This window comes from Qipengyuania pelagi, from assembly GCF_009827295.1.
Classification (GTDB): Bacteria; Pseudomonadota; Alphaproteobacteria; order Sphingomonadales; family Sphingomonadaceae; genus Qipengyuania; species Qipengyuania pelagi.
The window spans coordinates 736,743-761,205 of sequence record NZ_WTYD01000001.1 but is presented as its reverse complement, the minus strand read 5'-3'; the positions used below and the strand labels follow the sequence as shown (position 1 = coordinate 761,205).

At 63.1% G+C, this 24,463-nt stretch carries 21 protein-coding genes, 1 tRNA gene and 1 pseudogene; 7 read left to right on the top strand and 16 right to left on the bottom strand.

Annotation, left to right across the window (positions count from 1 at the left end):
• Nucleotides 1–63: 63 nt before the first annotated feature.
• From GRI47_RS03780 to GRI47_RS03740, 9 genes and pseudogenes are all read right to left on the bottom strand, one after another.
• Nucleotides 64–2,087, bottom strand: a pseudogene (locus GRI47_RS03780) (ATP-binding protein).
• A gap of 2 nt (nt 2,088–2,089) precedes the next feature.
• Complete coding sequence (bioB, locus tag GRI47_RS03775) at nt 2,090–3,124, bottom strand: biotin synthase BioB (protein WP_160660022.1); 1,035 nt, start codon at nt 3,122–3,124, stop codon at nt 2,090–2,092.
• 25 nt (nt 3,125–3,149) lie between these two features.
• A complete protein-coding gene (locus GRI47_RS03770) occupies nt 3,150–3,518 on the bottom strand; it encodes a hypothetical protein (protein ID WP_160660021.1) in 369 nt (122 codons plus the stop codon).
• Nucleotides 3,515–3,949: a hypothetical protein gene (locus tag GRI47_RS03765; RefSeq protein ID WP_160660020.1), complete on the bottom strand. Its 435-nt coding sequence runs from the start codon at nt 3,947–3,949 to the stop codon at nt 3,515–3,517. Before GRI47_RS03765 ends, GRI47_RS03770 begins: the two co-directional genes overlap by 4 nt.
• The gene (gene scpA / locus GRI47_RS03760) at nt 3,946–6,111 is read right to left on the bottom strand and encodes a methylmalonyl-CoA mutase (RefSeq protein ID WP_160660019.1); all 2,166 of its coding nucleotides are present in this window, start codon (nt 6,109–6,111) and stop codon (nt 3,946–3,948) included. The genes GRI47_RS03765 and scpA overlap by 4 nt, the downstream gene beginning before the upstream one ends.
• Before the next feature lies 1 nt (nt 6,112).
• Nucleotides 6,113–6,550 (bottom strand): methylmalonyl-CoA epimerase, encoded by a 438-nt coding sequence (mce, locus tag GRI47_RS03755; RefSeq protein ID WP_160660018.1) that lies wholly within the window; start codon nt 6,548–6,550, stop codon nt 6,113–6,115.
• Nucleotides 6,550–7,032 carry a hypothetical protein gene (locus GRI47_RS03750; protein ID WP_160660017.1) on the bottom strand — a complete coding sequence of 161 codons (483 nt, stop codon included), beginning with the start codon at nt 7,030–7,032 and terminating at the stop codon, nt 6,550–6,552. The genes mce and GRI47_RS03750 overlap by 1 nt, the downstream gene beginning before the upstream one ends.
• A complete protein-coding gene (locus GRI47_RS03745) occupies nt 7,032–8,564 on the bottom strand; it encodes an acyl-CoA carboxylase subunit beta (RefSeq protein ID WP_160660016.1) in 1,533 nt (510 codons plus the stop codon). The genes GRI47_RS03750 and GRI47_RS03745 overlap by 1 nt, the downstream gene beginning before the upstream one ends.
• A gap of 57 nt (nt 8,565–8,621) precedes the next feature.
• Nucleotides 8,622–9,371: a TlyA family RNA methyltransferase gene (locus tag GRI47_RS03740; protein WP_160660015.1), complete on the bottom strand. Its 750-nt coding sequence runs from the start codon at nt 9,369–9,371 to the stop codon at nt 8,622–8,624.
• Nucleotides 9,372–9,421: 50 nt separating this feature from the next.
• On the opposite strand from GRI47_RS03740, the gene GRI47_RS14760 reads away from it, so the two are divergent.
• Both GRI47_RS14760 and GRI47_RS03735 read left to right on the top strand, forming a co-directional pair.
• Nucleotides 9,422–10,021 carry a hypothetical protein gene (locus GRI47_RS14760; RefSeq protein ID WP_202387169.1) on the top strand — a complete coding sequence of 200 codons (600 nt, stop codon included), beginning with the start codon at nt 9,422–9,424 and terminating at the stop codon, nt 10,019–10,021.
• A 512-nt stretch (nt 10,022–10,533) separates the two neighbouring features.
• Entirely contained in the window at nt 10,534–11,613 is a 1,080-nt protein-coding gene (locus tag GRI47_RS03735) for a branched-chain amino acid aminotransferase (RefSeq protein ID WP_160660014.1), read from the top strand.
• Here GRI47_RS03735 and GRI47_RS03730 read toward each other — a convergent pair.
• The 7 genes from GRI47_RS03730 to GRI47_RS03700 all read right to left on the bottom strand — a co-directional run bounded on the left by GRI47_RS03730 (nt 11,610) and on the right by GRI47_RS03700 (nt 19,734).
• Nucleotides 11,610–12,674, bottom strand: coding sequence for an NAD(P)/FAD-dependent oxidoreductase (locus GRI47_RS03730; RefSeq protein ID WP_337190631.1), 1,065 nt, complete (start codon nt 12,672–12,674; stop codon nt 11,610–11,612). The two genes, GRI47_RS03735 and GRI47_RS03730, sit on opposite strands and share 4 nt — an antisense overlap.
• Nucleotides 12,671–13,324, bottom strand: coding sequence for a methyltransferase domain-containing protein (locus GRI47_RS03725; protein WP_237452610.1), 654 nt, complete (start codon nt 13,322–13,324; stop codon nt 12,671–12,673). The genes GRI47_RS03730 and GRI47_RS03725 overlap by 4 nt, the downstream gene beginning before the upstream one ends.
• A gap of 25 nt (nt 13,325–13,349) precedes the next feature.
• Complete coding sequence (locus GRI47_RS03720; protein ID WP_160660011.1) at nt 13,350–14,399, bottom strand: type III polyketide synthase; 1,050 nt, start codon at nt 14,397–14,399, stop codon at nt 13,350–13,352.
• A gap of 79 nt (nt 14,400–14,478) precedes the next feature.
• Nucleotides 14,479–15,366 (bottom strand): DMT family transporter, encoded by an 888-nt coding sequence (locus GRI47_RS03715; protein ID WP_160660010.1) that lies wholly within the window; start codon nt 15,364–15,366, stop codon nt 14,479–14,481.
• 4 nt (nt 15,367–15,370) lie between these two features.
• Nucleotides 15,371–17,443, bottom strand: coding sequence for an NAD(+) synthase (locus GRI47_RS03710; RefSeq protein ID WP_160660009.1), 2,073 nt, complete (start codon nt 17,441–17,443; stop codon nt 15,371–15,373).
• 119 nt (nt 17,444–17,562) lie between these two features.
• Nucleotides 17,563–18,576, bottom strand: a complete 1,014-nt coding sequence (locus GRI47_RS03705; RefSeq protein ID WP_160660008.1) for a sensor histidine kinase — start codon at nt 18,574–18,576, stop codon at nt 17,563–17,565.
• 147 nt (nt 18,577–18,723) lie between these two features.
• The gene (locus GRI47_RS03700; RefSeq protein ID WP_160660007.1) at nt 18,724–19,734 is read right to left on the bottom strand and encodes a DNA topoisomerase IB; all 1,011 of its coding nucleotides are present in this window, start codon (nt 19,732–19,734) and stop codon (nt 18,724–18,726) included.
• Nucleotides 19,735–19,847: 113 nt separating this feature from the next.
• Here GRI47_RS03700 and yghU point away from each other — a divergent pair, with 113 nt between their 5' ends.
• From yghU to GRI47_RS03675, 5 genes are all read left to right on the top strand, one after another.
• Nucleotides 19,848–20,699, top strand: a complete 852-nt coding sequence (gene yghU, locus GRI47_RS03695) for a glutathione-dependent disulfide-bond oxidoreductase (RefSeq protein WP_160660006.1) — start codon at nt 19,848–19,850, stop codon at nt 20,697–20,699.
• A 47-nt stretch (nt 20,700–20,746) separates the two neighbouring features.
• Nucleotides 20,747–20,821, top strand: a tRNA-Gln gene (locus GRI47_RS03690).
• Between the two features lie 100 nt (nt 20,822–20,921).
• The gene (locus GRI47_RS03685; RefSeq protein WP_160660005.1) at nt 20,922–21,800 is read left to right on the top strand and encodes a hypothetical protein; all 879 of its coding nucleotides are present in this window, start codon (nt 20,922–20,924) and stop codon (nt 21,798–21,800) included.
• 189 nt (nt 21,801–21,989) lie between these two features.
• Entirely contained in the window at nt 21,990–23,441 is a 1,452-nt protein-coding gene (locus GRI47_RS03680; protein WP_237452609.1) for an MFS transporter, read from the top strand.
• Complete coding sequence (locus GRI47_RS03675; protein WP_160660004.1) at nt 23,438–24,451, top strand: serine hydrolase domain-containing protein; 1,014 nt, start codon at nt 23,438–23,440, stop codon at nt 24,449–24,451. Before GRI47_RS03680 ends, GRI47_RS03675 begins: the two co-directional genes overlap by 4 nt.
• Nucleotides 24,452–24,463 lie beyond the last annotated feature (12 nt).

Below are 24,463 nucleotides of genomic sequence, written 5' to 3'. Positions count from 1 at the left end.
ATGACAAGGTGGTATTGGAATTGCAGCGATGCCGCAATTGCACGTTAAAAGAGTGTAATCGGGCTATTCCAGTTCGAGGATGACTTCGTCCACCGCCAGGCTTTCGCCTTCACTCGCGTTGATCTTCGCGATCGTCCCGGCCTTTTCTGCACGCAGGATGTTCTCCATTTTCATGGCTTCCACGGTGGCGAGCGGTTGGCCCGGCTGGACCTCTTCCCCCTGCCCGACATGCAGCTTCACCAGCAGGCCTGGCATGGGACAGATCAGCATCTTGGACAGGTCCGGCGGGATCTTCTCGATCATGTGCTCGGCCAGATGCGCGATACGGGTCTGGAGGATGCGGACCGTGTGCTTGGCGCCGCGCGTCGTCATCGCATAGCCGGTGCGGGTCGGTTGCAATTGCAGGGTCAGTTCGGTGCCGTCGAGAGTCACATCGAACAGCGGCTCGCCCGGCGTGTATTCCATTTCGAGCGAGATCGCATCGCCATCGACCAGGATCGCATCCTCCTCGATCTCGACGCGGTAATCGCTGTCGCCCAGGCGGACAGTCCAGTCGCCGGGGGCGTAGAGGTCGCGCGAGAGCTGGCCTTCGATCCGGCGCGCGCGATCGGCATCGGCGGTAGCGATCACACCCGCTATGGCGGCCAGCCCGCGCTTGAGATCGTCGGAAGCGGCGGCGCCCTGGAACCCGTCGGGATATTCCTCGGCGATGAAGCCGGTGGTCAGCTCGCCCGAACGGAAGCGCGGATGCTGCATGATGGCGCTGAGGAAATCGACATTGTGGCCAAGGCCCTCGATCCGAAACGCATCGAGCGCCTGGACCTGCAAGTCCGCCGCCTCGTCACGCGTTTCGCCCCAGGTCACCAGCTTCGCGATCATCGGGTCGTAGAACATGGAGACCTCGCCGCCTTCATAGACGCCGTCATCCACGCGCACGCCCCCATTTCCCATGGCCACACCGCGCCGACCATTCGCGCTTCCATCGTCGGTCCAGCCGTCCACCGGCGGATCATAGCGCACCAGACGCCCGATGCTCGGCAGGAACCCGCGATAGGGGTCCTCGGCATAGACGCGGTTCTCGATCGACCAGCCGTCGATCCCGATATCGTCCTGCGTCATGGCGAGCTTCTCGCCCGCCGCAACGCGGATCATCTGCTCGACGAGATCGATGCCGGTGATCGCCTCGGTCACGGGATGCTCGACCTGGAGGCGCGTGTTCATTTCGAGGAAGTAGAAGCTCTCCCCCGTCTTGTCCGCGCCGCTGACGATCAGTTCGACCGTGCCCGCCGAATGATAGTCGACGGCGCGCGCGAGGGCCACGCACTGCTCACCCATCGCCTTGCGCATCTTTGGCGTGACGAAGGGCGACGGCGCTTCCTCGACCACCTTCTGGTGGCGGCGCTGGATCGAGCATTCGCGCTCGTTGAGATAGAGAATGGTCCCGTGCTTGTCGCCGACTCGATATGGCGTGGGTCCTCGATGAATTTCTCGATGAAGACGCGGTCGTCGCCGAAGGAATTGAGCCCTTCGCGCTTCACGCTCTCGAAGCCTTCGCGCACGTCCTTCTCGCTATAGGCGAGGCGCATCCCCTTGCCGCCGCCGCCCGCGCTGGCCTTCATCATCACCGGATAGGTGATCTCGTTGGCGATGCGGACCGCGTGTTCCGTATCCTCGATCTCGCCGACGAAGCCGGGGACGACATTGACGCCTGCTTCCATGGCGAGCTTCTTGGATTCGATCTTGTCGCCCATCGCCGCAATCGCATTGGCAGGCGGGCCGATGAAGGCGATGTTCTCCTTGGCCAACGCCTCGACGAAGGTCGCGCGCTCGGACAGGAAGCCGTAACCCGGATGCACCGCCTCGGCCCCGGTCTGCTTGCAGGCGGCGATGATCTTGTCCGCGAGCAGGTAGCTCTCGTTCGCGGGGGCCGGGCCGATATGCACCGCCTCGTCTGCCATTTTCACGAAGGGCGCGCGCGCATCGGCATCGGAATAGACCGCGACGGTCTCAATGCCCATCCGGCGCGCGGTTTTGATGACCCGGCAAGCGATCTCGCCGCGATTGGCGATGAGGATTTTCTTGAACATGATTACTCCGCCGGTTCCATGGTTTCGCTGGTCCGCTTGCAGGATCGCCCCGTTGCCCGCATCGGCTCTTCCTGCACCAGCGGCGTCAGGCCGAGCTTGGCGAACAGCGCACTGTCGCTATCGTCGCCCGCATTGGGCGCGGTCAGCAATGTGTCTCCGGTGAAGATCGAGTTCGCCCCCGCGAGGAAGCACAGCGCCTGTGTGGCCTCACTCATCGACTCGCGGCCTGCGGACAGGCGCACCATGCTCATCGGCATGGCTATGCGCGCGACCGCGACGGTGCGGACGAATTCGATATCGTCGATCTTGGCGAGCGGCGTGTCGGCGAGCATATCGCCCAGCACCGTGCCCTTGACCGGCACCAGCGCGTTGACCGGCACGCTTTCGGGATGCCGCTCCAGCGTGGCGAGCGTGTGGACGAAGCCAACGCGATCCTCGCGCGTTTCGCCCATCCCTACGATCCCGCCGCTGCACACATTGATGCCCGCATCGCGCACGTTCTGAAGCGTGTCGAGCCGGTCCTGATACTTGCGGGTCGAGATCACGCGCTCGTAATATTCAGGGCCTGTGTCGACATTGTGGTTGTAATAATCGAGGCCCGCTTCCTTCAGCATATCCGCCTGTTTCGGTGTCAGCATCCCCAGCGTCATGCAGGTCTCCAGCCCCATCGCGCGCACGCCCTTCACGATCTCGACGATCGCGGGCATGTCGCGATCCTTGGGATTACGCCAGGCCGCGCCCATGCAGAAGCGCTGCGAGCCTGCGTCCTTCGCCTGCGCGGCAGATTGCAGTACGGCGCGCACGTCCATCAGCTTGGTCGCCTCGACCCCGCTATCGGCCTTCACCGACTGCGAGCAATAGCCGCAATCCTCCGGGCACCCGCCGGTCTTGATCGAGAGCAGGGTGCAGAGCTGCACCTGTTCGGGCGGATGAAACTCGCGGTGGACCGTGGCTGCACGGAAGAGCAGCTCGGCAAAGGGAAGGTCGAAGAGGTCCGCGATTTCCTCGCGGGTCCAGTCGGTGCGGATTAGAGTCAACGAGGGTTCCAAGTATCAAAGTTATTCACAAGGGAAAGAAGGAGGCGAGCTTCTCTTCGGAAAATTTCAACTCCGGCTCATTTGTCTCGATCCACTTGAGCACACAGGCGCGGCTCTGCTCATCGGCGTTGACGATGTCATACACTGCAATTTTGCTGTCGACACCGTCGATGCGGCTAGCCAGACCACAATGGGCAATGTCCTGCCTGAACTGAAACATTCGTTCGACGGTGCCCACTGCCACGCTCTCCAAGTTGTAAATGGCTACACCATCGACCTCAAAGATCGGCTCGCATACTTCGGGGTCACGGATCGGAGCGCTCGGGTCACATGGTTCGTTTGGCACCTCCAGTATAACCGGAGCTGCCAGTGAAAGGATGAGAGAAACGATCACTCCGCAGCCTCCTCCAGATCCTCTCCCGCAGGGCTAAGAACGTACTCGCCATCCCAATCCCGGATGTAGAAAAGCCCGGTTTCGGCGTCTTTGGTGATATAAAAATCGCCGGTTGCGGCCGCGCGTGGGCCTCCAGCTTGCTCGCACATATAGCGTACGTCCACGCTCCTGTGAAAGGTTTCGTAGTTGGCGCCGTCATCACCGATCACCCGACCAAAATACCAAATAGCGGCGGGGCCCGAACGGTTGGCATCGGCGGGCCTCCGGAAAGTGAGCTCGCGGATTTCGTAATAGCGACCGGCAACCTTCAAGCCGCCGGTCTCTTGCATCCAGCGTTCGCGACTGGCGTCCGTATCGCGCGGGGCTAAGCAGGCTTGCAACGATGTCGGGCTAATCACGCTTAAAATGATCGCAATGAAAAGGTATTTCATCCAGCCTGCCCTATCTCCTCGCCCGCAGGCGGCATATTGTGGCCCATCAGGCGCAGCACGTCCGCAGCACATTCGACCACATTGCTCCCCGGACCGTAGATCCCCTGCACCCCGGCATCGCGCAGGAAGTCGTAATCCTTCTGCGGGATCACGCCGCCGGCGATCACCTTGATGTCGGGGCGCCCAGCCTCTTTCAGCAGGCCGATCAGTTCGGGGATAAGGGTTTTGTGCCCCGCCGCGAGACTGCTCGCGCCAATTGCATCGACACCTTCGGCGAGCGCCATGTCGCGGGTTTCCTGCGGCGTCTGGAACAGCGGGCCGCTGAGCACGTCGAAGCCCATATCGGCAAAGGCGGATGCAATGACGTTCGCCCCGCGATCGTGGCCGTCCTGCCCCATCTTGGCGACCATCAGCTTGGGCTTGTGGCCGAGCCTGCGCTCGACCGCCTTCACCCCCTCGACCACCTGCGCGTAGCGATCGTCGTCCGCATAGGCTTCGGCATAGACGCCCTTCACCGGCGTCGGCAGCGTGTCGTAGCGCCCGAAAGCATCCTCCATCGCCTCGCTGATTTCGCCCAAAGTCGCATTGTGTCGCGCCGCTTCCACGGCGAGGGCGAGGAGATTGCCCTCTTTCTGCGCCGCGCCCCGCGCCAGCGCGTCGAGCGCGGCCTTGCAGGCGAAATCATCGCGGGCCGCGCGAACGTCTTCGAGCCGCGCGATTTGGCTCCGGCGCACCGCATGGTTGTCCACATCGAGCGTGTCGATCTCGTCTTCCTTCTCGCGCCGGTATTTGTTGACGCCCACGATCACCGTCTCCCCGCGATCGACGCTCGCCTGCTTAGCGGCGGCGGCGCGTTCGATCTGGGCCTTGGGTTCGCCGCTGGCGACGTATTGGGTCATGCCACCCGCCGCTTCGACCTCGTCGAGCATCGCCTTGGCCTTTTCGACCAGTTCGGCGGTGATGCTTTCGATATAATACGATCCGCCGAGGGGGTCGGCGACATTGGTCAGACCCGCCTCGTGCTGCAAGACAAGCTGCGTGTTGCGCGCGATCCGCGCACTGAAATCGGTCGGCAGCGCGATGGCTTCGTCCAGTGCATTGGTGTGGAGCGACTGCGTGCCGCCCAGCACCGCCGCCATCGCCTCGATCGTGGTGCGGATGACGTTGTTGTAAGGGTCCTGCTCCTGCAACGAAACACCGCTGGTCTGGCAATGCGTTCGCAGCATCTTGGACTTGTCGCTCTTCGCGCCCAGATCGGACATCACGTCGTGCCACAATTGGCGGCCCGCGCGCATCTTGGCGATCTCCATGAAGAAGTTCATGCCGATGCCCCAGAAGAAGGACAGGCGCGGCGCGAAGGCATCGATGTCGAGGCCCGCTTCCATCGCGCGCTTGGCGTATTCCTTGCCGTCGGCGATGGTGAAGGCCAGTTCCTGCACCGCCGTCGCCCCGGCCTCGTGCATGTGATAGCCCGAAATGGAAATGCTGTTGAATTTCGGCATGTTGGCCGAGGTATATGCGATGATGTCCGAGATAATCCGCATCGAAGGCTCGGGCGGATAGATATAGGTGTTGCGGACCATGAACTCCTTGAGGATGTCGTTCTGAATGGTCCCGGCGAGCTTGTCCTGCGAAACCCCCTGCCGCTCCGCCGCGACGATGTAGAAGGCCAGCACGGGGATCACCGCGCCGTTCATCGTCATCGACACGCTCATGCTTTCCAGCGGGATCTGGTCGAACAGGATCTCCATGTCGCGCACCGTGTCGATCGCGACGCCTGCCTTGCCGACATCGCCTACCACGCGCGGGTGGTCGCTGTCATAGCCGCGATGCGTCGCGAGGTCGAAGGCGACCGACAACCCCTTCTGCCCCGCCGCCAGGTTGCGGCGATAGAAGGCGTTGGATTCCTCGGCGGTGGAGAAGCCCGCATATTGCCGGATCGTCCACGGACGCCCGGTATACATCGATGCATAGGGCCCGCGCGTGAAGGGCGCGATGCCGGGCACGCCGGAGTCGAGGTCCGCCCCTCGCGCACCGACATCCTCGCTCGTATAGAGCGGCTTGACGGCGATCCCCTCGGCAGTGTGCCAAATCAGGTCGCGACCCTTCACTTCCTTGTCGGCGAGGGCCTTCCAGTCGGCATAGGTGGGTGTGTCGGTCATCTCAGTGCGCCTCTTTCGGCGTTTCCATGATTTCGGTCAGCTGGCCCTTCATGTCCTTCGGGTGGAGGAAGAAGATGGGTGTCCCATGCGCGCCGATCCGCGTCGGGCCGAGGATGCGCTTGCCCTTCCCCTCGAACCATTCGCGCGCCGCGTCGATATCGGGCACTTCGTAGCAGACGTGATGCTGCCCCCCGAGCGGGTTCTTTTCCATAAACGTCCTGAGCGTCGATTGTTCGCCCAGCGGCTCGATCAGCTCGATCTGCGTGCCTTCGGTCCCGTCATGGCCGGGCGTGTCGACGAAGCAGACCTTCACGCCCTGTTCCGGCAGATCGAAAGGCTCGCCGATATGGATCGCGCCCATCGTGTCGCGGTAATAGGCAACGCTGTCCGCGATCGAAGGCGTGGCAACGCCGATGTGATTAAGGCGGCCAAGTTTCATCACGAGCTCTCCTCGACCATAATGGAATTTCTATCGTTTGCTATTTGCAAGCCTGAAAACCCGACGCCAAGAAGAAACGCGGCGACGGACAGTCCGAGGAGAACTGCCGCAATAATTGCAAGCGTGCTTGCTTCGGGGTCATACGCATCCATCGTATCAGAATCCAAACCCTCTCCCTTCCACAAGGATGCCGACATTTTTCCGGCAAAGTCTGCTGATACGAATGCAAAAAATAATCCGCTCAGAACTGATAGGGCGACACCTGCGAGAAACAACCACGCGGGTCCGGCGAGTAAGATGTCGCTGTAGCGTTCGGAGTTGAACACAGCGAAAATCGCAGCAGTGTGGAGTGTAGCCGTGCTAGTCAAAACCCACTTCAACAAAGCAAGCGAAGAGTCGTACGCTCTGGTCACATTATCCCGAGCTAAAGATCGCCTGTCAGCCTCCATCTCGTTGCTAGCCTTTAGTGAATCGCTCTTCATCACAACGGGATATTGTCATGCTTCTTCCACGGGTTCTCCAGCTGCTTCCCCCGCAGCTTCCTTAGCCCCAGCGCGATCCGCCGCCGCGTTGCGTGCGGGTGGATCACCTCGTCGATATAGCCGCGCGAGGCGGCCACGAAGGGATTGGCGAAGCGGTCTTCGTATTCCTTCGTTTTCTCGGCGATCTTGTCGGGGTTGTCGCGGTCCTGGCGGAAGATGATCTCCACTGCGCCCTTGGCGCCCATCACGGCGATTTCGGCGGTGGGCCAGGCGTAGTTGAGGTCACCGCGCAGATGCTTGGAGCTCATCACGTCGTACGCGCCGCCATAGGCCTTGCGGGTGATGACGGTGATCTTGGGCACGGTCGCCTCGGCATAGGCGAAGAGGAGCTTCGCGCCGTGCTTGATGATGCCGTTATGCTCCTGGGCGGTGCCGGGCAGGAAACCGGGCACGTCCACGAAGGTCAGGATCGGAATATCGAAGGCATCGCAGAAACGCACGAAGCGCGCGGCCTTCTTCGATGAATTGATGTCGAGCACGCCTGCCAGCACCATCGGCTGGTTCGCGACCACGCCCACCGTGCGCCCCTCGACCCGGCCGAAGCCGCACAGGATATTGCCGGCATGGGCGGGCTGGATTTCGAAGAAATCGCCTTCGTCCAGCGTCTTGCGGATGACTTCGTGCATGTCGTAGGGCTGGTTGGCGTTGTCGGGGATGATCGTGTCGAGGCTCGGCTCCTCGCGGTCCCACGGATCGCTGGTCGGGCGCTCGGGCACATCCTCGCGGTTGGACAACGGCAGGAAATCGACGAAATTGCGCGTCGCGAGCAGGGTTTCGATATCGTTCTCGAACGCCACGTCGGCCACGCTGGTCTTGGTCGTGTGCGTTACCGCGCCACCCAGTTCCTCCTGCGTCACGACCTCGTTCGTCACTGTCTTGACCACGTCCGGGCCGGTCACGAACATATAGCTCGAATCCTTCACCATGAAGATGAAGTCTGTCATCGCAGGCGAATAGACTGCCCCGCCCGCGCACGGCCCCATGATGAGGCTGATCTGCGGCACCACGCCGCTCGCAAGAACGTTGCGCTGGAACACTTCGGCATAGCCGCCGAGCGAGGCGACGCCTTCCTGAATGCGCGCGCCGCCGCTGTCGTTCAGGCCGATGACCGGCGCGCCGACTTTCAGCGCCATGTCCATCACTTTGCAGATCTTTTCCGCATGGCGCTTCGAGAGCGAGCCGCCGAACACGGTGAAATCCTGGCTGAACACGAACACCAGCCGCCCGTTGATCGTGCCCGATCCGGTGACGACGCCGTCCCCCGGAATGCGCTGTTCCTCCATGCCGAAATCGATGCAATCGTGTTCGACATAGGTGTCGAGCTCTTCGAAGCTGCCTTCGTCGAGCAGCACGTCCAACCGCTCGCGCGCGGTCAGCTTGCCCTTGGCGTGCTGCGCGTCGATGCGCTTTTGCCCGCCGCCCATTCTGGCAGCGGCGCGGCGGCGTTCCATTTCGGCGATGTTAGCGGACATGTTCTCTTCCCGTGAAATCTTGTTGCGCAAACGCCTAGAGCGCCGAGCGCGCCAGCGTCAATCGCCGCGAGCGTTTCTGAGGGCGCTGATCAGGAACTCGACATTGCCTTCCGGCCCGGTGATCGGACTTTCAACGATCCCGTCGACCGTGAAACCCAGCCGCTCGACCCAGGCGCGCACCTCGTCGCAGACGCGGGCGTGGAGGGCCGGATCGCTGACCACGCCCTTCTTCCCCACCTCTTCGCGCCCGACCTCGAATTGCGGCTTGATCAGCGCGACGAGGCGGCATTCGGGTGCCGCCAGTGCGAGCGGGCGCTCAAGCACCTTGGCGAGGCCGATGAAGCTCGCATCGCAGACCACCCATTGGCACGGGCGGTCGATCATTTCGCGGGTCAGAATGCGCGCGCTGGTCTGTTCCAACACGGTGACGCGATCGTCCTGCCGCAATTTCCAGGCGAGCTGGTTGGTGCCGCTATCGACCGCGAAGACATGCGCAGCCCCCTTCTGCAACAACACGTCGGTAAAGCCCCCGGTCGAGCTGCCGATATCCATCGCCGTCACGCCCGCAGGATCGAGCCCGAAATGGTCGATCGCATGGGCGAGCTTGATGCCGCCGCGCGAGACCCAGGGATGATCGCGCCCGCGCACGTCGAGCGGGGTGTCGGCAGCGATCTGCTGGCCGGGCTTTTCCAGCTTGCGCTCGCCCGAAAACACCAGCCCGGCCATGACCAGCGCCTGCGCGCGCGTGCGGCTTTCGACGAGGCCGCGATCGACGAGCATCTGGTCGAGGCGCTGCTTTCTGCTCATATTCTCCGGTCCCGCTTGGAAACATGCCGCCTAGCGCGCATTGTGTGGGGATGGAACCGATCGCTCGCCACAACCGCCGCCCTCTCTTCGCCTCGTCGCTCGCCTATGCGGGCGCGGCGCTCGCTCTGACATTCGGGATCGCGGCCTGCGTGCCCGCTCCCGATTCGACGCCCGCCCCCACTCCGACGCCGACACCCATTACCCGCGCCCCCGCTCCGGCACCCGCGCCTGCGCCCACCTACGACAATTGGATGGACGCGCCGCGCACGCCGGGGGACTGGACCTATTCGACGGAGCGGGTGGCGAACGCTCGATATTCGTCAGCCGAATATGCAGGAGCCAACGGCGAGCTGCTGGCGCGCATCACGTGTTCGCCGACCGGGAATGTGATCCTGCAACGCTATGTCGATCCGCGCAGCCCCTATAATCGCACCATGACGATCCGCACCGAAACGACGACCCGTTCGTTGCAGGCACCGGTCGATCCCGAAGGCCAGAACATGTTCGCCGCCGTCATTCCCGGCCGCGATCCGCTGCTCGATGCAATGGCGCTTACAAAAGGCCGTTTCGCTATGGAGCTGGCGGACGCGCCGACGCTCTATCTGCCCGCCTGGGCCGAAGTGACACGCGTTATCGAGGATTGCCGCTAAGCCAGCGGGAACCGCCGATACTGACGTGGGAAAAGTTTTTTTCAAGCCTTGAATTGGCGCGGGTGAAGCGTGAAAAAGAAGACAAGATCAGCGGCGAACGCCGGTCTTGTGGCCCCGTGAAACGGGCTTCTAGCTCACTAGCGCGAAAGGAGGTGATCCGATGTCTCATGGTTCAGTAGCGAGGTCGGTGAAGATCCCTACGGAGCATACTCGGTAAGACACTTGCCAAGTAAGGCGACGTGAGCGGCACTTCCGGCCGCTGACCATGCGAAGGGCGGTACCTCCTACGGGCGAGGGCCGCCCTTCACGTTTTTGGTTTGCGCTCGCACCTCCGTGCGAGCATCCTCGCGGCTATTCCTTCCCCCGGAACACGTCCGGGGTCAGGGCCGCTGCGGGCGCGCGGTCGCGCTTGCCGGGCCTCGTCCGGCCCGGTCTTCGAGACACTTCAGCTTCTCTTGCGACTCCTTCCCCGACCACTTGCCCTTTTTCGCCTCGCGCATTACCCGCGAAGCATGGATTTCAAGCACCTCCCCCACCCTGCCCCGGTCCCCGGCGAGACCCGTCAGCAGGCGATCGCCGATCCCGGTTTCGGGAAGATCTTCACCGATCACATGGTCGTGATCGACTACGACGCCGACCAGGGCGGATGGCACAGCCCGACCCTTCAGGCGCGCGAGCCGATCGCGCTCGATCCGGCGGCGGCGGTGCTGCATTATGCGCAGGAAATCTTCGAAGGAATGAAGGCCTATCGCCATCCCGACGGATCGCTCGGCCTGTTCCGTCCCGAACAGAACGCCCGCCGCTTCAACGCCAGCGCGCGCCGCATGGCGATGCCCGAACTGCCCGAGGAGCTGTTCCTCGAAAGCATTCGTCGGCTGGTTTCCGTCGACGGAGACTGGACTCCCTCGATCGAAGGCGGCGCGCTCTATCTGCGCCCCTTCATGTTCGCGAGCGAAGCCTTTCTCGGCGTGCGTCCCGCGCGGCAGTACAAATACGTCCTGATCGCGTCCCCAGTGGGCGGGTATTTCAAGGGCGGTGCGAAGCCGGTCAAGATCTGGGTCAGCCGCAATTACACGCGCGCCGCACCGGGCGGGACGGGTGCCGCAAAAACGGGCGGGAATTACGCCGCCAGCCTCGTCCCCCAGATGGAGGGGATCGAGAACGGCTGCGATCAGGTCGTCTTCCTCGACGCCGTCGAGAAGAAATGGATCGAGGAACTGGGCGGGATGAACTTGTTCTTCGTCTTCGACGACGGCACCGTCATCACGCCTCCGCTCACCGGCACGATCCTGCCCGGTATCACGCGCGACAGCCTGATCCAGCTGCTGCGCGAAGAGGGGCTCAACGTGCGCGAGGAGCCTTACAGCATCGACCAGTGGCGCGCCGATGCGATGAAGGGCAATCTGGTCGAAACCATGGCCTGCGGAACCGCGGCGGTGGTGACGCCGGTCGGTTCGGTGGTCGGCCCGGATGGAGAGTTCTCGATCGGATCGGGCGGCACAGGCCAGATCACGCACAAGCTGCGCGAAAAGCTGGTCGGCATCCAGACGGGCGCTGTGGCCGATGCGAGTGATTGGGTGATGAAGCTCTAGATCCGGCTCGCGCGCATCGCCATCGTGGCGAGGCCGGGGATCAGAGTGGCCGCGGCCAGACCCAAACGCGCCAAACCGGGCGTTTCCGCCGCCTTCCAGATCGCCTCCGCGACCGTAACCGGTCGGGCCGCGCGGCGCGCGAATTCACCTTGCCAGACAGGCGCGGCCTTCCCTTCGAGAAAGGCTTGCGCAGCCGAACGCCCGCTGGCGATGGCGATCCCCATCCCCTCGCCCGCCAATGACGGAATGACCGCAGCTTGATCGCCGAGGCGGTAGAGACCCGGATCGGTGCCGTCCGCAATCCAGCCATAGGGAACCGAGCCCACCGTATCGATCGCCAGATCGTCCGGGGCATGGCGCCACCGCTCAGCAAAAGCCGGATAGCGATCGGCAAGACTGCGGAGCAACTCTAGCGGCGATCCGTCCCGCGAAAGTCTCGATTTGCGCAAGGCGAGGCACACATTGGCCGATCCGTCCTCCTGCAAAACGATACCGGCATAGGCGCCATCGAACAGATGCAGTTCGATCGCATCACCTATCAGGCGCGAAAGATCGGGATGGGCGGGTATTCTCACTCGCACACCCAGCGCCGGATCGGATGCTTCGCGCGGCCGGGTCTCACCGCGCACGTCATGCTTGCCGGTGGCGAGGAAAATGGTGTCACCGCGCCATTCCTGCCGTTCCCCCTCGATCCGGCCCGATGACAGCGAGCGGGCGCGATCGATCTCGAGACGCGCGCCGAGACTGATCGCCCGTGCGCGCAAGGCCGTGTCGAGAGCATGGCGCGACAGGCCCCACGCCGCTTCGGGCAGGCGGGCCTGCGCCTCGCGGTCCCCTGCAAACAGCATCAATCTTTCGACCCGGTGCGCGCCAAGCGCTGTGGGATCGACGCCCAGTTCGCGCAAGGCAGCTACGGTCCGCCAGCTCATGAAACCGCCGCATAGAGGATCGCCGACCTTAACATCCCGGTCGATCAGGATGGGCGTACGCCCCTGCTCGGCAAGGGTAATGGCTGCAGCGCAGCCCGCCGGTCCGGCGCCGAGGATCAGCGGTGCGCTCACCGGATTGTCTCGACGCAGAGCCTGAACGGGAAGACCCGCTTCACCTCCGCGCCCTCTACGGCAGCGGAAGCCAGTATCGGCGCCCATTCCTTGCGCCGATAGGATCGCGCGATCGAGAGGCGACCATCATGACGCACGATCGGGTGCCAGTTCATCACCCGCGCCAGCAGCGGATAGCCAAGCCATGCGAACCGGCTGCGCCGCAGATCATTGACGAACCAGCCCATCTGCGCCTCCCGGTCCATGAAGCGCAGGAACTGGACGAGCTGATCGCGGGTCATGTGATGGGCGACGAGGCTCGACACGATGCAGTCCCATCCCTCGCCCGCCAGATCGGCGTAATCGCCGGTCCGGTAGTCGATCCGCATGGTCGAGGGGGTTCGTTCGCGAGCCGCCGCCACGCTGCGGGAATTGAGATCCACGCCGATCAGCTCCGCCTCGATCCCGCGCCGATCGGCCCATGAGCGGATCGCGCGGAGCATATCGCCATCGCCGAAACCGACGTCGAGACAGCGGAAACTCTTGCGCCCGCCCACCGCGCGGCGAAGGAAGTCGAGTGTCGGCCGCCGCGCCAGCGTGACCGTATTCACCTGCGCCAGATCGTGCAGAACCTCGGTATAGGTCGCCGCGTCGAGCGCGGGGTCGTCCATCAATTCTTCCTGCGTGGACCGCTGTTCAAGCATCGGACCAGCCGAAGCGGAAGCCCTCCATGGCAAGGCCGGGGCCGAATGCCAGTGCGACGCCCTTGCCGGGCTTTTCCCGGATCAGGCGCGCAAGCACGAACATCAGCGTCGACGAGGACATATTGCCGCAATTGCGCAAAACAGCACGCGACGCATCGAGCGCGATGGGCGAAAGCGAGAAGCCCTTTTCCACCGCATCCAGAATGCTGCGCCCCCCGGCATGGACCGCCCAAGCGTCGAACGCGTCCACCTCTGCCCCGCCCAACACGCGCTTGCGAACCGCAGGATCGCCCAGCGCGGCGACGATTCGGCCCGGAACCTCGCCCGAAAGCCTCATGTTGAAGCCGGTGTCGCCGATGTGCCAAGTAATCAGCTCCTCGCTGTCGGGCAGCGCCGCCGAAATTCCCTCGCCGAGCGCAAGCCCTTCGCCCGGATTGCTGATCAGCGCCGCAGCCGCCCCGTCGCCGAATTGGGCGCCCATCAGCAGCGGTTCGATATCCATCTGTTCCTGATGGTGAAGCGTCGACAGTTCCACCGTCACGACGAGGACGCGCGCATCCTTCTGCGAGCGCGTGATGTGCCGCGCCGTGCGCAGCGCAGTGACGGCGGCATAGCAACCCATGAAACCGATCAGCACCCGCTCGATATCGTCGGCAAGTCCCAGGCGGCGCGCGATGATCTGATCGATCCCCGGCGCCACGAAACCGGTGCAGCTGGCGACCACGAGATGCGTGACCGGGCCGAGATCGCCCAACCCCTCGATGGCCTTCAACGCCAGCTTCGGAGCCTCTTCGGCGTAGATCGCCATGCGCTCCGCCGTGCCGGGTGGTTGCGCACCGCCATACAGGCCCTCGCCTTCCTCCAATCGCGCATCTTCCTCGGTCAGCACCGACCAGCGATGCTCGATCCCCGAGCGATCGGCCATACGCTCGTAGAGCCGCGCCTCGCGCGTGCCTTCGAGCCGTCGCATCGCCCAGCGGCGATAATCGGCTTCGAAATCGAGATCGGGGACCGCAGTGGCGATCCGGTTTATGACGGTCATTCAGGTCCCGCTGAAAAAGGCGTTCATCCTGTTAACGCGATGAGGCGATTTGTGTGCCAGGGCAAGCGCTTCCCCCGCGTCAGAGACGCGAGCGAACGAGCAGGCGACGCGTGAAGGTGGTGCTCGGCCGGACGACCAGAATCGCTACCCCGGCCACGGCGATGCCCCCGCCGATCAGCAGCGGCCAACCCACGCTGTCGCCCGTCAGCCATGCTCCCAGCGCCACGGTCATCAGGGGATGGAGCAGCGTGAACGGGACCACCAGATTGGCATCGTGGGCCTTGAGCGCATTGAAATAGATCGTGTGGGCATAGACCGACACGATCAGCCCGGCAAAGATCAGGCAGCCGATCACGGCCAGCGGATCGGCCATGATCGGCGCGACGAAATTGGATTCGGTCACGAGAGCCAGCGGCATGAGCACGGTGAAGGAGGCGAGCGCCGACCAGGCCTGCAATTGCCGTCCGCCGGCCTCGATCCGCTTGACGTAGATCGAGCCGAGCGCGCCGACGAGACAGGATACGAGAATCCACGCGACACCACCCGAACTCTCCCAACCGGAGGGAGAGGCGATCGCGATAACCACGCCTGTCACGGCGAGCGCGATCCCGATCCCGCGCCGCCAGCGGACCTTTTCGCCAAGCAGGACGATGGCGAGCAGGACGGTCATCGGCGCGCCCGACAATCCGACGATCCCCGCCGCGGACGGGCTGGCGGTTTGCAGGCCGAGAGCGAAGAGGGCGAAGCTGCCTCCGCCGATCGCCAGTCCGACCAGAGCCGTACGCAGCCAGTCCCTGGGAAGCGGCCTCAGCAAGGGCGCGAGAACGATGATGGTGACCAGCGCGCGCAAACCCGCGTAAAATAGCGGCGGAACGCCCAGATCCTCGACTGCCAGCTTGCTGACGATGACGTTCAGCGCCCAGGCCAGATTGGCGAGGATCAGCAGCAGGACGGTCCGCGTGGGCATGGGTTCAGTCGCTGGTAGGGTGCGGCAAGCCGTTCCGCAATTCCGCGAGCCAGACATCGGCCACCGCATCGCTCGGCGCGCGCCAGTCTCCGCGCGGGCTCAACGCGCCGCCGGAGCTGACCTTGGGCCCGTTGGGCAAGGCGCTGCGCTTAAACTGGCTAAAGGCGAAGAAACGCCGGAGGAATTTTTCCAGCCAGCCCGCGATCGTATCGAGATCGTATTCGTTCTTGCGCGCTTCGGGGAAACCGGCGGGCCATACGCCCGTCTTCGCATCGCGCCAGGCGTGCCAGGCGAGGAAAGCGACATGGCTGGGCTTCTGCCCCCAGCGGAGGATGTGATGGAGGAAGAAGTCGTTCAGCTCATACGGGCCGATCTTCGCCTCGGTGCTCTGGATCGCGCCGTCCTCGCTCGCCGGGACCAGTTCGGGCGAAATCTCGGTGTCGAGGATCGACAGGAGGACCGCATCGGTCTCCTCGTCGAACTGGTCTGTCGCGCTCGTCCAGCTGATGAGATACTGGATCAAAGTCTTGGGGACGCCCGCATTGACGTTGTAATGGCTCATCTGGTCGCCAACCCCGTAGGTGCACCAGCCGAGAGCGAGTTCCGACAGATCGCCGGTTCCCACCACCCAGCCCCCATGCTGGCCGGAGAGGCGGAACAGGTAGTCCGTCCTGAGGCCCGCCTGCACGTTCTCGAACGTCGTATCATAGACCGGCTCGCCATCGGCGAAGGGATGACCGATATTCTCGAGCATCAACCGTGCGGTGGGCTTGATGTCGATCTCCTCGGCCGTGACGCCGATCGCCTTCATCAGTTTCCAGGCGTTCGAGCGCGTTCCTTCGGACGTACCGAAACCGGGCATCGTGTATCCACGGATCGTGCTGCGCGGCAGGCCAAGCGTGTCGCAGGCCCGCGCCGCCACCAGCAGGGCATGGGTACTGTCGAGCCCGCCCGAAATACCGATGACGAGCGATTTGGGATTGGTGGCCTCGATCCGGCGGACGAGTGCCGAAACCTGTATATTGAACGCCTCGTAACAGTCATCGTCCAATTTGCCCTGCCGGTTGGGGACGAAGGGGAAGCGGCGGATCGGCCGTTCGAGGCCGATGTCCCCGCCATCGGGTTCATGGTCGAAGGCGATAAGGCGATACCAGTCTTCGGGCCGTCCAGCGGCCTCGGCTGCATCGTTGAAGGTCTGCATCCGCATCCGCTCATTGAGGATGCGCTGGCAATCGATGTCAGCGATGCACAATTCGGGCTCGCGGTCGAAGCGCACGCTTTCGACCATCAATTCGCCCAGTTCGTAGATCATCCCCTGCCCGTCCCAGGCGAGATCCGTGGTGCTCTCGCCATGGCCGCTGGCCGAATAGGCATAGGCGCAGACCGAGCGCGCGGAACTGGCGCGGCTGAGGAGATGCCGTTCGTCCGATTTGCCGATCACGATGTTGGAGGCTGACAGGTTGAGAATGAGCGTCGCGCCCGCCAGCGCCGCCATGGTGCCGGGCTGGGTCGGGGACCAGAAATCCTCGCAGATCTCCAGTCCGAATACGAAACCGGGGATCGCGGAATGCTTGAACAGCAGGTCGGTCCCGAAGGGCACCTCGCTGCCCCCTGCCTCGATCGTCAGGCCGACGCAGTCGCGGCCATGGGCGAACCAGCGTTTTTCATAATATTCGCGGTAATTTGGGAGGAAGCTCTTAGGCACCACGCCGAGAACCGCGCCCCTGCATATCGCCAGCGCGCAATTGTAGATGCGTCCGTTGCGGCGTAGCGGCGCGCCGCTGACGAGGACGGTCGGGATGGATCGGCTGACTTCGACGATGTGGGCGATTTCTGCATCCACCGCGTCAAGAATGGCGGCCTGGAGATGCAGATCGTCCATCGCATAGGACGACAGCGACAATTCGGGATAGAGCAGGACGTCCACATTGCGCGCTGCGGCTCGCTCCGCTTCCGCGATGATGCCGCGCGCGTTGAAGGCAATATCGGCGGTGCGCACCTGAGGCGTGCTGGTCGCGACCCGCACGAAGCCGTGCGTGTGCAGATCGAAAAAGGGGTGCGGGGTCTTGTCGGCCATATTTGTCGGCGTCTCCGTCTGGTTGGCCCGGCCTCGCCGTCACGCGCGGCCCGGACCCCGGATCGGATCAGGACAATCCGGCCCGCGTCTGTTCAGGCCGGTAACGCCTTCATGGCCGGTTAGGCAACCGCTTCGGCAAGCGCGTTCATCTCGGTGCGGAACCCGCCCAGCGTGGGTCCGGCGCTGTGGCGCGCCCCGGCCTGCGAGGCGAAGGCCGCCAGCAGGTTCGATCCGAGCCCGCCGCCCTCTGACGGGCCGCCGTCTATGCCGACCCCATCATCGTCGATCGTCAGCCGCCATCCTTCCTGACGGGACTGGAAGAAGACGCCTATCTTGCCGGTTCGTTCATCCGGGAAAGCGTATTTCAGACAGTTCGAGATTGCTTCGTTGACGTAGAGCCCAATCGCCACGGCGCTTTCGCGCGGCAGTTCGACCGGATCGATCTCGCGATAGAGCGTTACGAAATCAGGTACCGCAGCACGCTCGATCCGGTCCAGGAGCTGATTGAGATACGGCTTCATATCGACATTGACGCCATCGGACTGATCGACGGCCAGGCTGGAATAAGCGTCCGCAAAGGTACGCACGCGACCGGCCGCATCGTCCAGCATCGGGTGCAGCGAAGTGTCGCTGACGCGGCGCTTCTGAATTTCGAGCAGGCTGGCGACGAGCGCGAAATTGTTCTTCGTGCGATGTTCCAATTCGGCGAGCTGAGTCAGTCTCCGGTCCGCGGACAGGCGGATTTCCTCCATCGTGCTATGCGCCGCGCGCCGGAACGCTTCGGCGAAAATCAGGACGATCAGGGCGGAAAATGCATTGATGGCGACACGCGCGGGATCGGTCGGGTCGGCGAACATGAAGGATCGCTGCGCGGGCAGCACGAAATACCAGGCCCATAGGAAAGTCACCGCGAACGCAACGACGCCCGCGCGCCAGTGTCCGTAAAGGGTGGCGAGCAGAACGGTCGGATAAATCAGCGCGAAAGGCCCGGAAATGGGTGCCCACAGATCAAAGGCGGCACGCACCCCGATCATCGCGGCAGCGCAGACCGCGCCGAAAACAAGCTGGGCCGCGATCTCTCCCGGCCGCGTTATGAATTGCCTGCTTACATCAAATTGCGCCAGTCGCTGCATGTGCCCGCCCCGGACCGAAATTCAATCCCGCAGGTTGCCATAATCCAGCGGCTATCGCACGACACGCCGCACGATCCTGTCACATTATCGAGCAAGCGCAAATAAATCCACTACTTTTGCGGTTAACCTGTGACAGGATAAACCAAGTCAGACCCGGGACACCTTGAGCAATTCGCTCGCACTGGGACTATCCTTGACCAGTTCGGCCAGCCCGCGTTCTTCGCGCGAAAGCCATTTCGTCGCTCTTGGAAGCTTGAGGCTGGCGCGCCATTCTTCCTGGCGGTCGACCAGATCGATGACCGCCGGGTGGATGTAGCTTTTGCGCGTGACGGCGGGGGTATTTCCGAGCTTCCCCGCCACGCAATCGAGCAGCTCCTTGATCGGGACGCGCCCTTCCCCGTTCAGAAGGCATTCGTACCCCATGACGCTGGCGTGCCAAGTGCGGAAATTCTTGGCCGTGAAGCGTTCACCCATCGTCTCGGACAGATATTCGTTGACGTCGCTCGACCCGACGGCCTGCACGTCCCCATCCTCGTCGACATATTTGAAGATGTGCTGTCCGGGCAGATCCTGCATGTTGCGCACCATGCGCGACAGGCTGCTGTCCGACAGCACCACGTCCTGCTGCTTGCCCGCCTTGCCCTTATAGCGGAGACGAAGGGTATTGCCGGTCAGCTCGGCATGGCGGCGGCGCAGGGTGGTGGCACCGAAGCTCTGATTGCTCTGCGCATACCCCTCGTTCCCGACCCGGATCGCGCCGAGGTCGAGCAGGCGCACCACGCTCGCCACCGAGCGCTCGCGGGTGATCTTGCGACCACGCAGATCGTGCTCGACCCGCTTGCGCACCAGCGGCAGGAGCGCGCCGAAGGCGAGGCAATTATCGAACTTCTCGCTTTCCCGGCGCGCGCGAAATTCGGGGTGGTAGCGATATTGCTTGCGACCCTTGGCGTCGATCCCGGTCGCCAGGATATGGCCGTTCGGTGCCGGGCAGAACCACGCATCGTCATAGGCTGGCGGAAGAGCGATGGCGTTGAGGCGCTTCTTCTCGGCCGTATCGCGGATCAGCGTGCCATCGGGATCGTAATAGGCCCAACCCTTGCCAGCGCCCTTGCGGCTGATGCCGGGAAGATCATCATCGACATAGATAAGCTTGGTCATGGTGCGAGCCTGATGGTTTCAACTGCTGGACGCTTCGCCGCCAGCTCGGTTCCACTTGCACCGGCAGTCCGCCCTTCCCAACTTGCGGGCTCATCGATGACTGGAGATCAATCTTGGCCGACCCGACCTACTCGCCGCCGAAAGTTTGGACCAACGATACCGAGAATGGCGGGAAATTCGCCAGCATCAACCGTCCAACCGCCGGTGCGCGCGAAGAGAAGGAGCTTCCGGCCGGCGACCACGACTTCCAGCTCTATTCGCTCGCCACACCCAATGGGGTGAAGGCGTCGGTGATGCTGGAGGAATTGCTGGAAGCAGGCCATGACGGCGCCGAATACGACGCCTGGACGATCGATATCTCCAGCGGCGCCCAGTTCGGCTCGGGCTTCGTCGGCGTCAATCCCAATTCCAAGATCCCGGCCCTGCTCGACCGCACGGGAGCAGAACCTCTGCGCGTCTTCGAAAGCGGCGCCATCCTGATGCATCTGGCCGAGAAATTCGGCGCCTTTTTGCCAACCGACCGCACACGCGCGGAGGTTCTCAGCTGGCTGTTCTGGCAGATCGGCAGCGCGCCCTTCATCGGCGGCGGCTTTGGCCATTTCTACGCCTACGCGCCGGAGAAATACGAATATCCGATCAATCGCTATGCCATGGAAACCAAGCGGCTCTTCGATGTCGCCGACCGGCGCCTCGCCGACAGCGAGTTCCTTGGCGGGGCCGACTACACGATCGCGGATATCGCCGCTTTCCCCTGGTTGGCCCCCTTCGTCGAGGGTACGATCTACAACGAGGCAAAGACTTTCCTCTCGATCGAGGAATACGAAAATGTTGCGCGCTGGGTGAAGGCGATCGCGCAGCGACCGGCCGTGCGCCGTGGCCGCATCGTCACCAAGGTATGGGGCGATGAGGACACGCAATTGCGAGAACGCCATTCATCGCAGGATTTCGACGGCAAGGCGATCTGACACCCCCTTCACATCCGCGCGCGACCCGCTATAGGAGCGCGCATTGCTGGGGTGTAGCCAAGTGGTAAGGCACCGGTTTTTGGTACCGGCATTCGCAGGTTCGATCCCTGCCACCCCAGCCAAATCCCAGCCAAGTGACTGATTTTACTGGATCACTCCAGTTCGGAAAGCCCAGTTGTGCACCTGAGTGTGCCAACGGGCTGTCCGGGAAAGATCAGTCCAGTGGCTTCTCTCCAGCATGTGTATCGCCGCGGCCACATTTTCTGGTGGCGCAGGGTTCATGATCTGTTCTATACTAGACGCGTTGATGTGCGCCTTTCTCTCGGCACCACCGATCGGTTCGAGGCGCGCAATAGAGGGGCGGCGCTCTCCGCCGCCCTTCCCGGAGTGCGGTCGATGCTGGAACAAGAGATTAGGAAAAATAGCGAGGTCACCGAAGGCGAACTGCGTGCCATCGCCAGGGAAATGTATGATGCCCGGCTTCTTGAGGTCTGCACCATGCAACGCGCCGATCCCAGTCTAGCGGAATTTCACTCCGCTTCGAACCTCGCGTTCATCGTTTACTTCGAGAGGTTGAGGTCTCTTGGCGGGCACGCCTCCTTCTTGCCAGCCGAAGAACGATCATGGCTTGAACGTGGCTGCGATTCGCAGCGGATCGCCGATCTCAAGACCATCATCGCCATGCGAGAGAACAAGGGCGTTAGCCCAATTCGGCGCGAGGAGATCGACCGCCATCTCACCCGAGCGGGGTTCACCCCCGATGACAAGCTCCGATGGATGTTGGAGTTGCTACTCTACCCGGCTTACCGCGACGCGTATGCTGACGCGGAAATCGAATTACAGGACAGCTATCAGGACCTAAAATTCGACGGTTCTGAAGATGATGAGCTGGATAACATCGTCGATCCTCAACCGAACGCTGGATCATCTAAAACTTCCATCAGTAAGAAATGGCTTGCTTGGACCCCTATCGAAGTAGCCGAGGCCATGATTGCGGCCACTCCTAAGCTTTCAGGGCATCGAAAAAAAGGCAAGCGCGGATCGTCGACGGTCGAAGAGCAAACCCTTCGACAGATCCGCTGGGCCGCCATGGGGTTTTGATTTGCAGCAACAGCAAGGCGGGCTTCGGCTAGCGTATAGCCTCGATCTATCGCGTGCCCGAAACGCGGGGCATCGCGATTGACAAAATCTGACGCTTGCATGCCAATGGATGCGCAAGCTTCGGGAGCGCACATTTTGGATGGGATAAGCGAAGGCGGAACTCGGCCCGAATTTGCGGCCAGGCGTATCTTGCCGCTTTATCTTCTTCTCGGTTTTTCGGCCGGCCTGCCTTTCTTCATGTTCAACGCCGTCCTGCTGTTGCGGCTGGCACGGCACGACATCGATATCGTCACCATCGGCTATTTCGCCTGGGTGGCGTTGCTACCCACGTTCAAATTCCTCTGGTCGCCATTGCTCGATCGGTTTTCGGTGCCGGGCTTTTCGCGGTTCTGGGGCAAGCGGCGCGGATGGATCATGCTGTCCCAGCTCGGCATTTTCGCAAGCATGGTGGGCATGGCTTTCACCAGTGCCGACACCAACCTTCCGCTCGTCGCGTTGTTCGCGATCCTGCTCGCCTTCTGGACGACAACGCTGGAAGTGGCCGCCGATGGCTGGCGTATCGAGCTTGCCCCCACCCAGGAAGCGCAGGCGCCGATCGTGGCGGCCAATCTGTGGGGCTATCGCAGCGCGATGGTGGCGGCGGGCAGCGGTGCGGTGCTGATCGCCGCGCGTGCGGACTGGACGTTCGCCTATCTAGCGATCGCTCTGGCCGCTTTCGCGCCCTTTCCTGTCCTTGCCCTGACGCGCCAAGAGCCCGGAACCGATAGCAGTCGCGGGACCGCGCTTCTCAATGGCGTGGCGATCGGAACCGCGATCCTAACCGCTTCTTGTGCGATCGTCGCCATTCTCGGCTGGATGGCCCTTACCATGCTTGCGGGCGCGGGAATCGATTCCGAGACGAATCTGACGCCCGCAGTGATCGCGATCGCTCTTGCGCCATTCGCGCTGCTTGCCATTGCCCTGCCGCGCATCAAACGCCTTCCGAGCGATGCCCCCCTGCTCCGCTCGACCACTCTGGGGCCGTTTGTCGATATCTTCTGGCGCTACGGCTTCGCCACGCTGGTCGTGCTCGGCTTCGTCTCGCTTTACCGCGTGGGCGATGTGCTGGCGCTCACGCTGTCGCATCCGATGTGGGATGCGCGCGGCTATTCGCTCGATCAGATCGGTATTGCCGATGGGGCGATCGCTTTGCCAGCGAGCATGGTGGGTGTGGCGCTGGGCAGCTGGATGGTGGCGAAATGGCGCCTGTCCTGGGCGCTGGCGGCAGGCGCGCTGGTCGCCGCCTTGGGCAATTGGGTCTATGTCTGGTTGTGGTGGCGGCCGCCCGAAGGCTGGGTGCTCTACGCCAGCGTGGCCGTCGACCAATTCGGCAACGGGCTCGCGGGCGCGGTTTTCGTGGTGTATCTTTCGATGCTGGTCAATCCACGCTTTCCGGCGGCGCAATACGCCTTCCTGTCGGGCTTCGCTTTCCTGCTCGCACGCTTGCTGGCGGGCGCATCGGGGGAGATGCAGCAGGCGATCGGCTATGATGGCTTTTTAGTCCTGACCGGCGCGGCCAGTATCGCCGCGATCGTCTTCCTTCCTTTCCTTGCCCGCATTCGCTCGCGTGGAAACAGCGCGGGGCCTCAGGAGGCCGCATGATCGACATAGAACGCGCCTTTGCCCCCGCTCGCCATATGGTCGAGGATGGGCGTATGCCCTGCGCGGCGCTTGGCGTCATCTCTCGGGATGGCACCAGCGCGATAGCCTACCAAGGCGATGCGGCGATCGCGCCCGAGCGCGAGGAGCTGACGCGCGAACACTGGTTCGATCTCGCCTCCGTTTCAAAGATCATCGCGACCACCACGATGGTTCTTAAACTGGCGGAAGAGGGACGGCTCGATCTTGATGCTCCGCTGACGAGCGCGATACCCGATCTGCGGCAATACGATGTCGAACACGCGGCTGAGCGGCGGATCACCTTTCGCCAGTGCCTTGCCCACCAGACCTTCCTGCCCGCAGTTTTCCCAATCTACACTTATGGCGACGATCCCCTGCGTATGCGGGCCTTCGTGCTGCAGCGCGAATGGACGCACGGCGCGCCGGTCTATTCCGACATCAATTTCATCCTGCTCGGGATCGCGATTGAGCGGATAACGGGCGAGCCGTTGTCAGCCTGGCCGCTCGGCAAGGGACTGTCCTACGGTCCGCCGCCCGGCCCGGCGGTCTCGACCGAATTCTGCACCTGGCGCAACCGGATACTCAAGGGGGAAGTGCATGACGAGAACGCCGCAGCCCTAGGGGCGGCGCCGGGCCATGCGGGCCTGTTCGGCACGGTCGACGGCGTGCTCGAGTTCGCGCGCAGCTTGATGGCGGGCGAAGTGCTGTCCCCTGCTTCGATGCGGCTCATCCGAACATCGCAGTTCCATCACCGCACGCATGGATGGGAGCTGCCTTATGGTGGCTGGTCCGGGGGAGAAGCGTGTTCCCGCACCACGATCGGACACACTGGCTTTACGGGAACCGGGCTGTGGGTGGATTTCGAGCGCGGGATGGCGTGGACGCTCCTGACCAATCGCGTCCACCCGACACGCCATCGCGACCGCGCCATCTACGAATTGCGGCCCGAGATCGGGCGCAGCGTCGTCGAAGCCTGGGACGCGGCGCATTAGACCACGCTCATG

Excerpts from the sequence above, each read along its gene's own strand:
- GRI47_RS03765 (WP_160660020.1), bottom strand. The coding sequence starts at position 3,949 with ATGAAATACCTTTTCATTGCGATCATTTTAAGCGTGATTAGCCCGACA.
- scpA (WP_160660019.1), bottom strand. The coding sequence starts at position 6,111 with ATGACCGACACACCCACCTATGCCGACTGGAAGGCCCTCGCCGACAAG.
- mce (WP_160660018.1), bottom strand. The coding sequence starts at position 6,550 with ATGAAACTTGGCCGCCTTAATCACATCGGCGTTGCCACGCCTTCGATC.
- GRI47_RS03750 (WP_160660017.1), bottom strand. The coding sequence starts at position 7,032 with ATGAAGAGCGATTCACTAAAGGCTAGCAACGAGATGGAGGCTGACAGG.
- GRI47_RS03745 (WP_160660016.1), bottom strand. The coding sequence starts at position 8,564 with ATGTCCGCTAACATCGCCGAAATGGAACGCCGCCGCGCCGCTGCCAGA.
- GRI47_RS03740 (WP_160660015.1), bottom strand. The coding sequence starts at position 9,371 with ATGAGCAGAAAGCAGCGCCTCGACCAGATGCTCGTCGATCGCGGCCTC.
- GRI47_RS14760 (WP_202387169.1), top strand. The coding sequence starts at position 9,422 with ATGGAACCGATCGCTCGCCACAACCGCCGCCCTCTCTTCGCCTCGTCG.
- GRI47_RS03735 (WP_160660014.1), top strand. The coding sequence starts at position 10,534 with ATGGATTTCAAGCACCTCCCCCACCCTGCCCCGGTCCCCGGCGAGACC.
- GRI47_RS03725 (WP_237452610.1), bottom strand. The coding sequence starts at position 13,324 with ATGGACGACCCCGCGCTCGACGCGGCGACCTATACCGAGGTTCTGCAC.
- GRI47_RS03720 (WP_160660011.1), bottom strand. The coding sequence starts at position 14,399 with ATGACCGTCATAAACCGGATCGCCACTGCGGTCCCCGATCTCGATTTC.
- GRI47_RS03715 (WP_160660010.1), bottom strand. The coding sequence starts at position 15,366 with ATGCCCACGCGGACCGTCCTGCTGCTGATCCTCGCCAATCTGGCCTGG.
- GRI47_RS03710 (WP_160660009.1), bottom strand. The coding sequence starts at position 17,443 with ATGGCCGACAAGACCCCGCACCCCTTTTTCGATCTGCACACGCACGGC.
- GRI47_RS03705 (WP_160660008.1), bottom strand. The coding sequence starts at position 18,576 with ATGCAGCGACTGGCGCAATTTGATGTAAGCAGGCAATTCATAACGCGG.
- GRI47_RS03700 (WP_160660007.1), bottom strand. The coding sequence starts at position 19,734 with ATGACCAAGCTTATCTATGTCGATGATGATCTTCCCGGCATCAGCCGC.
- GRI47_RS03675 (WP_160660004.1), top strand. The coding sequence starts at position 23,438 with ATGATCGACATAGAACGCGCCTTTGCCCCCGCTCGCCATATGGTCGAG.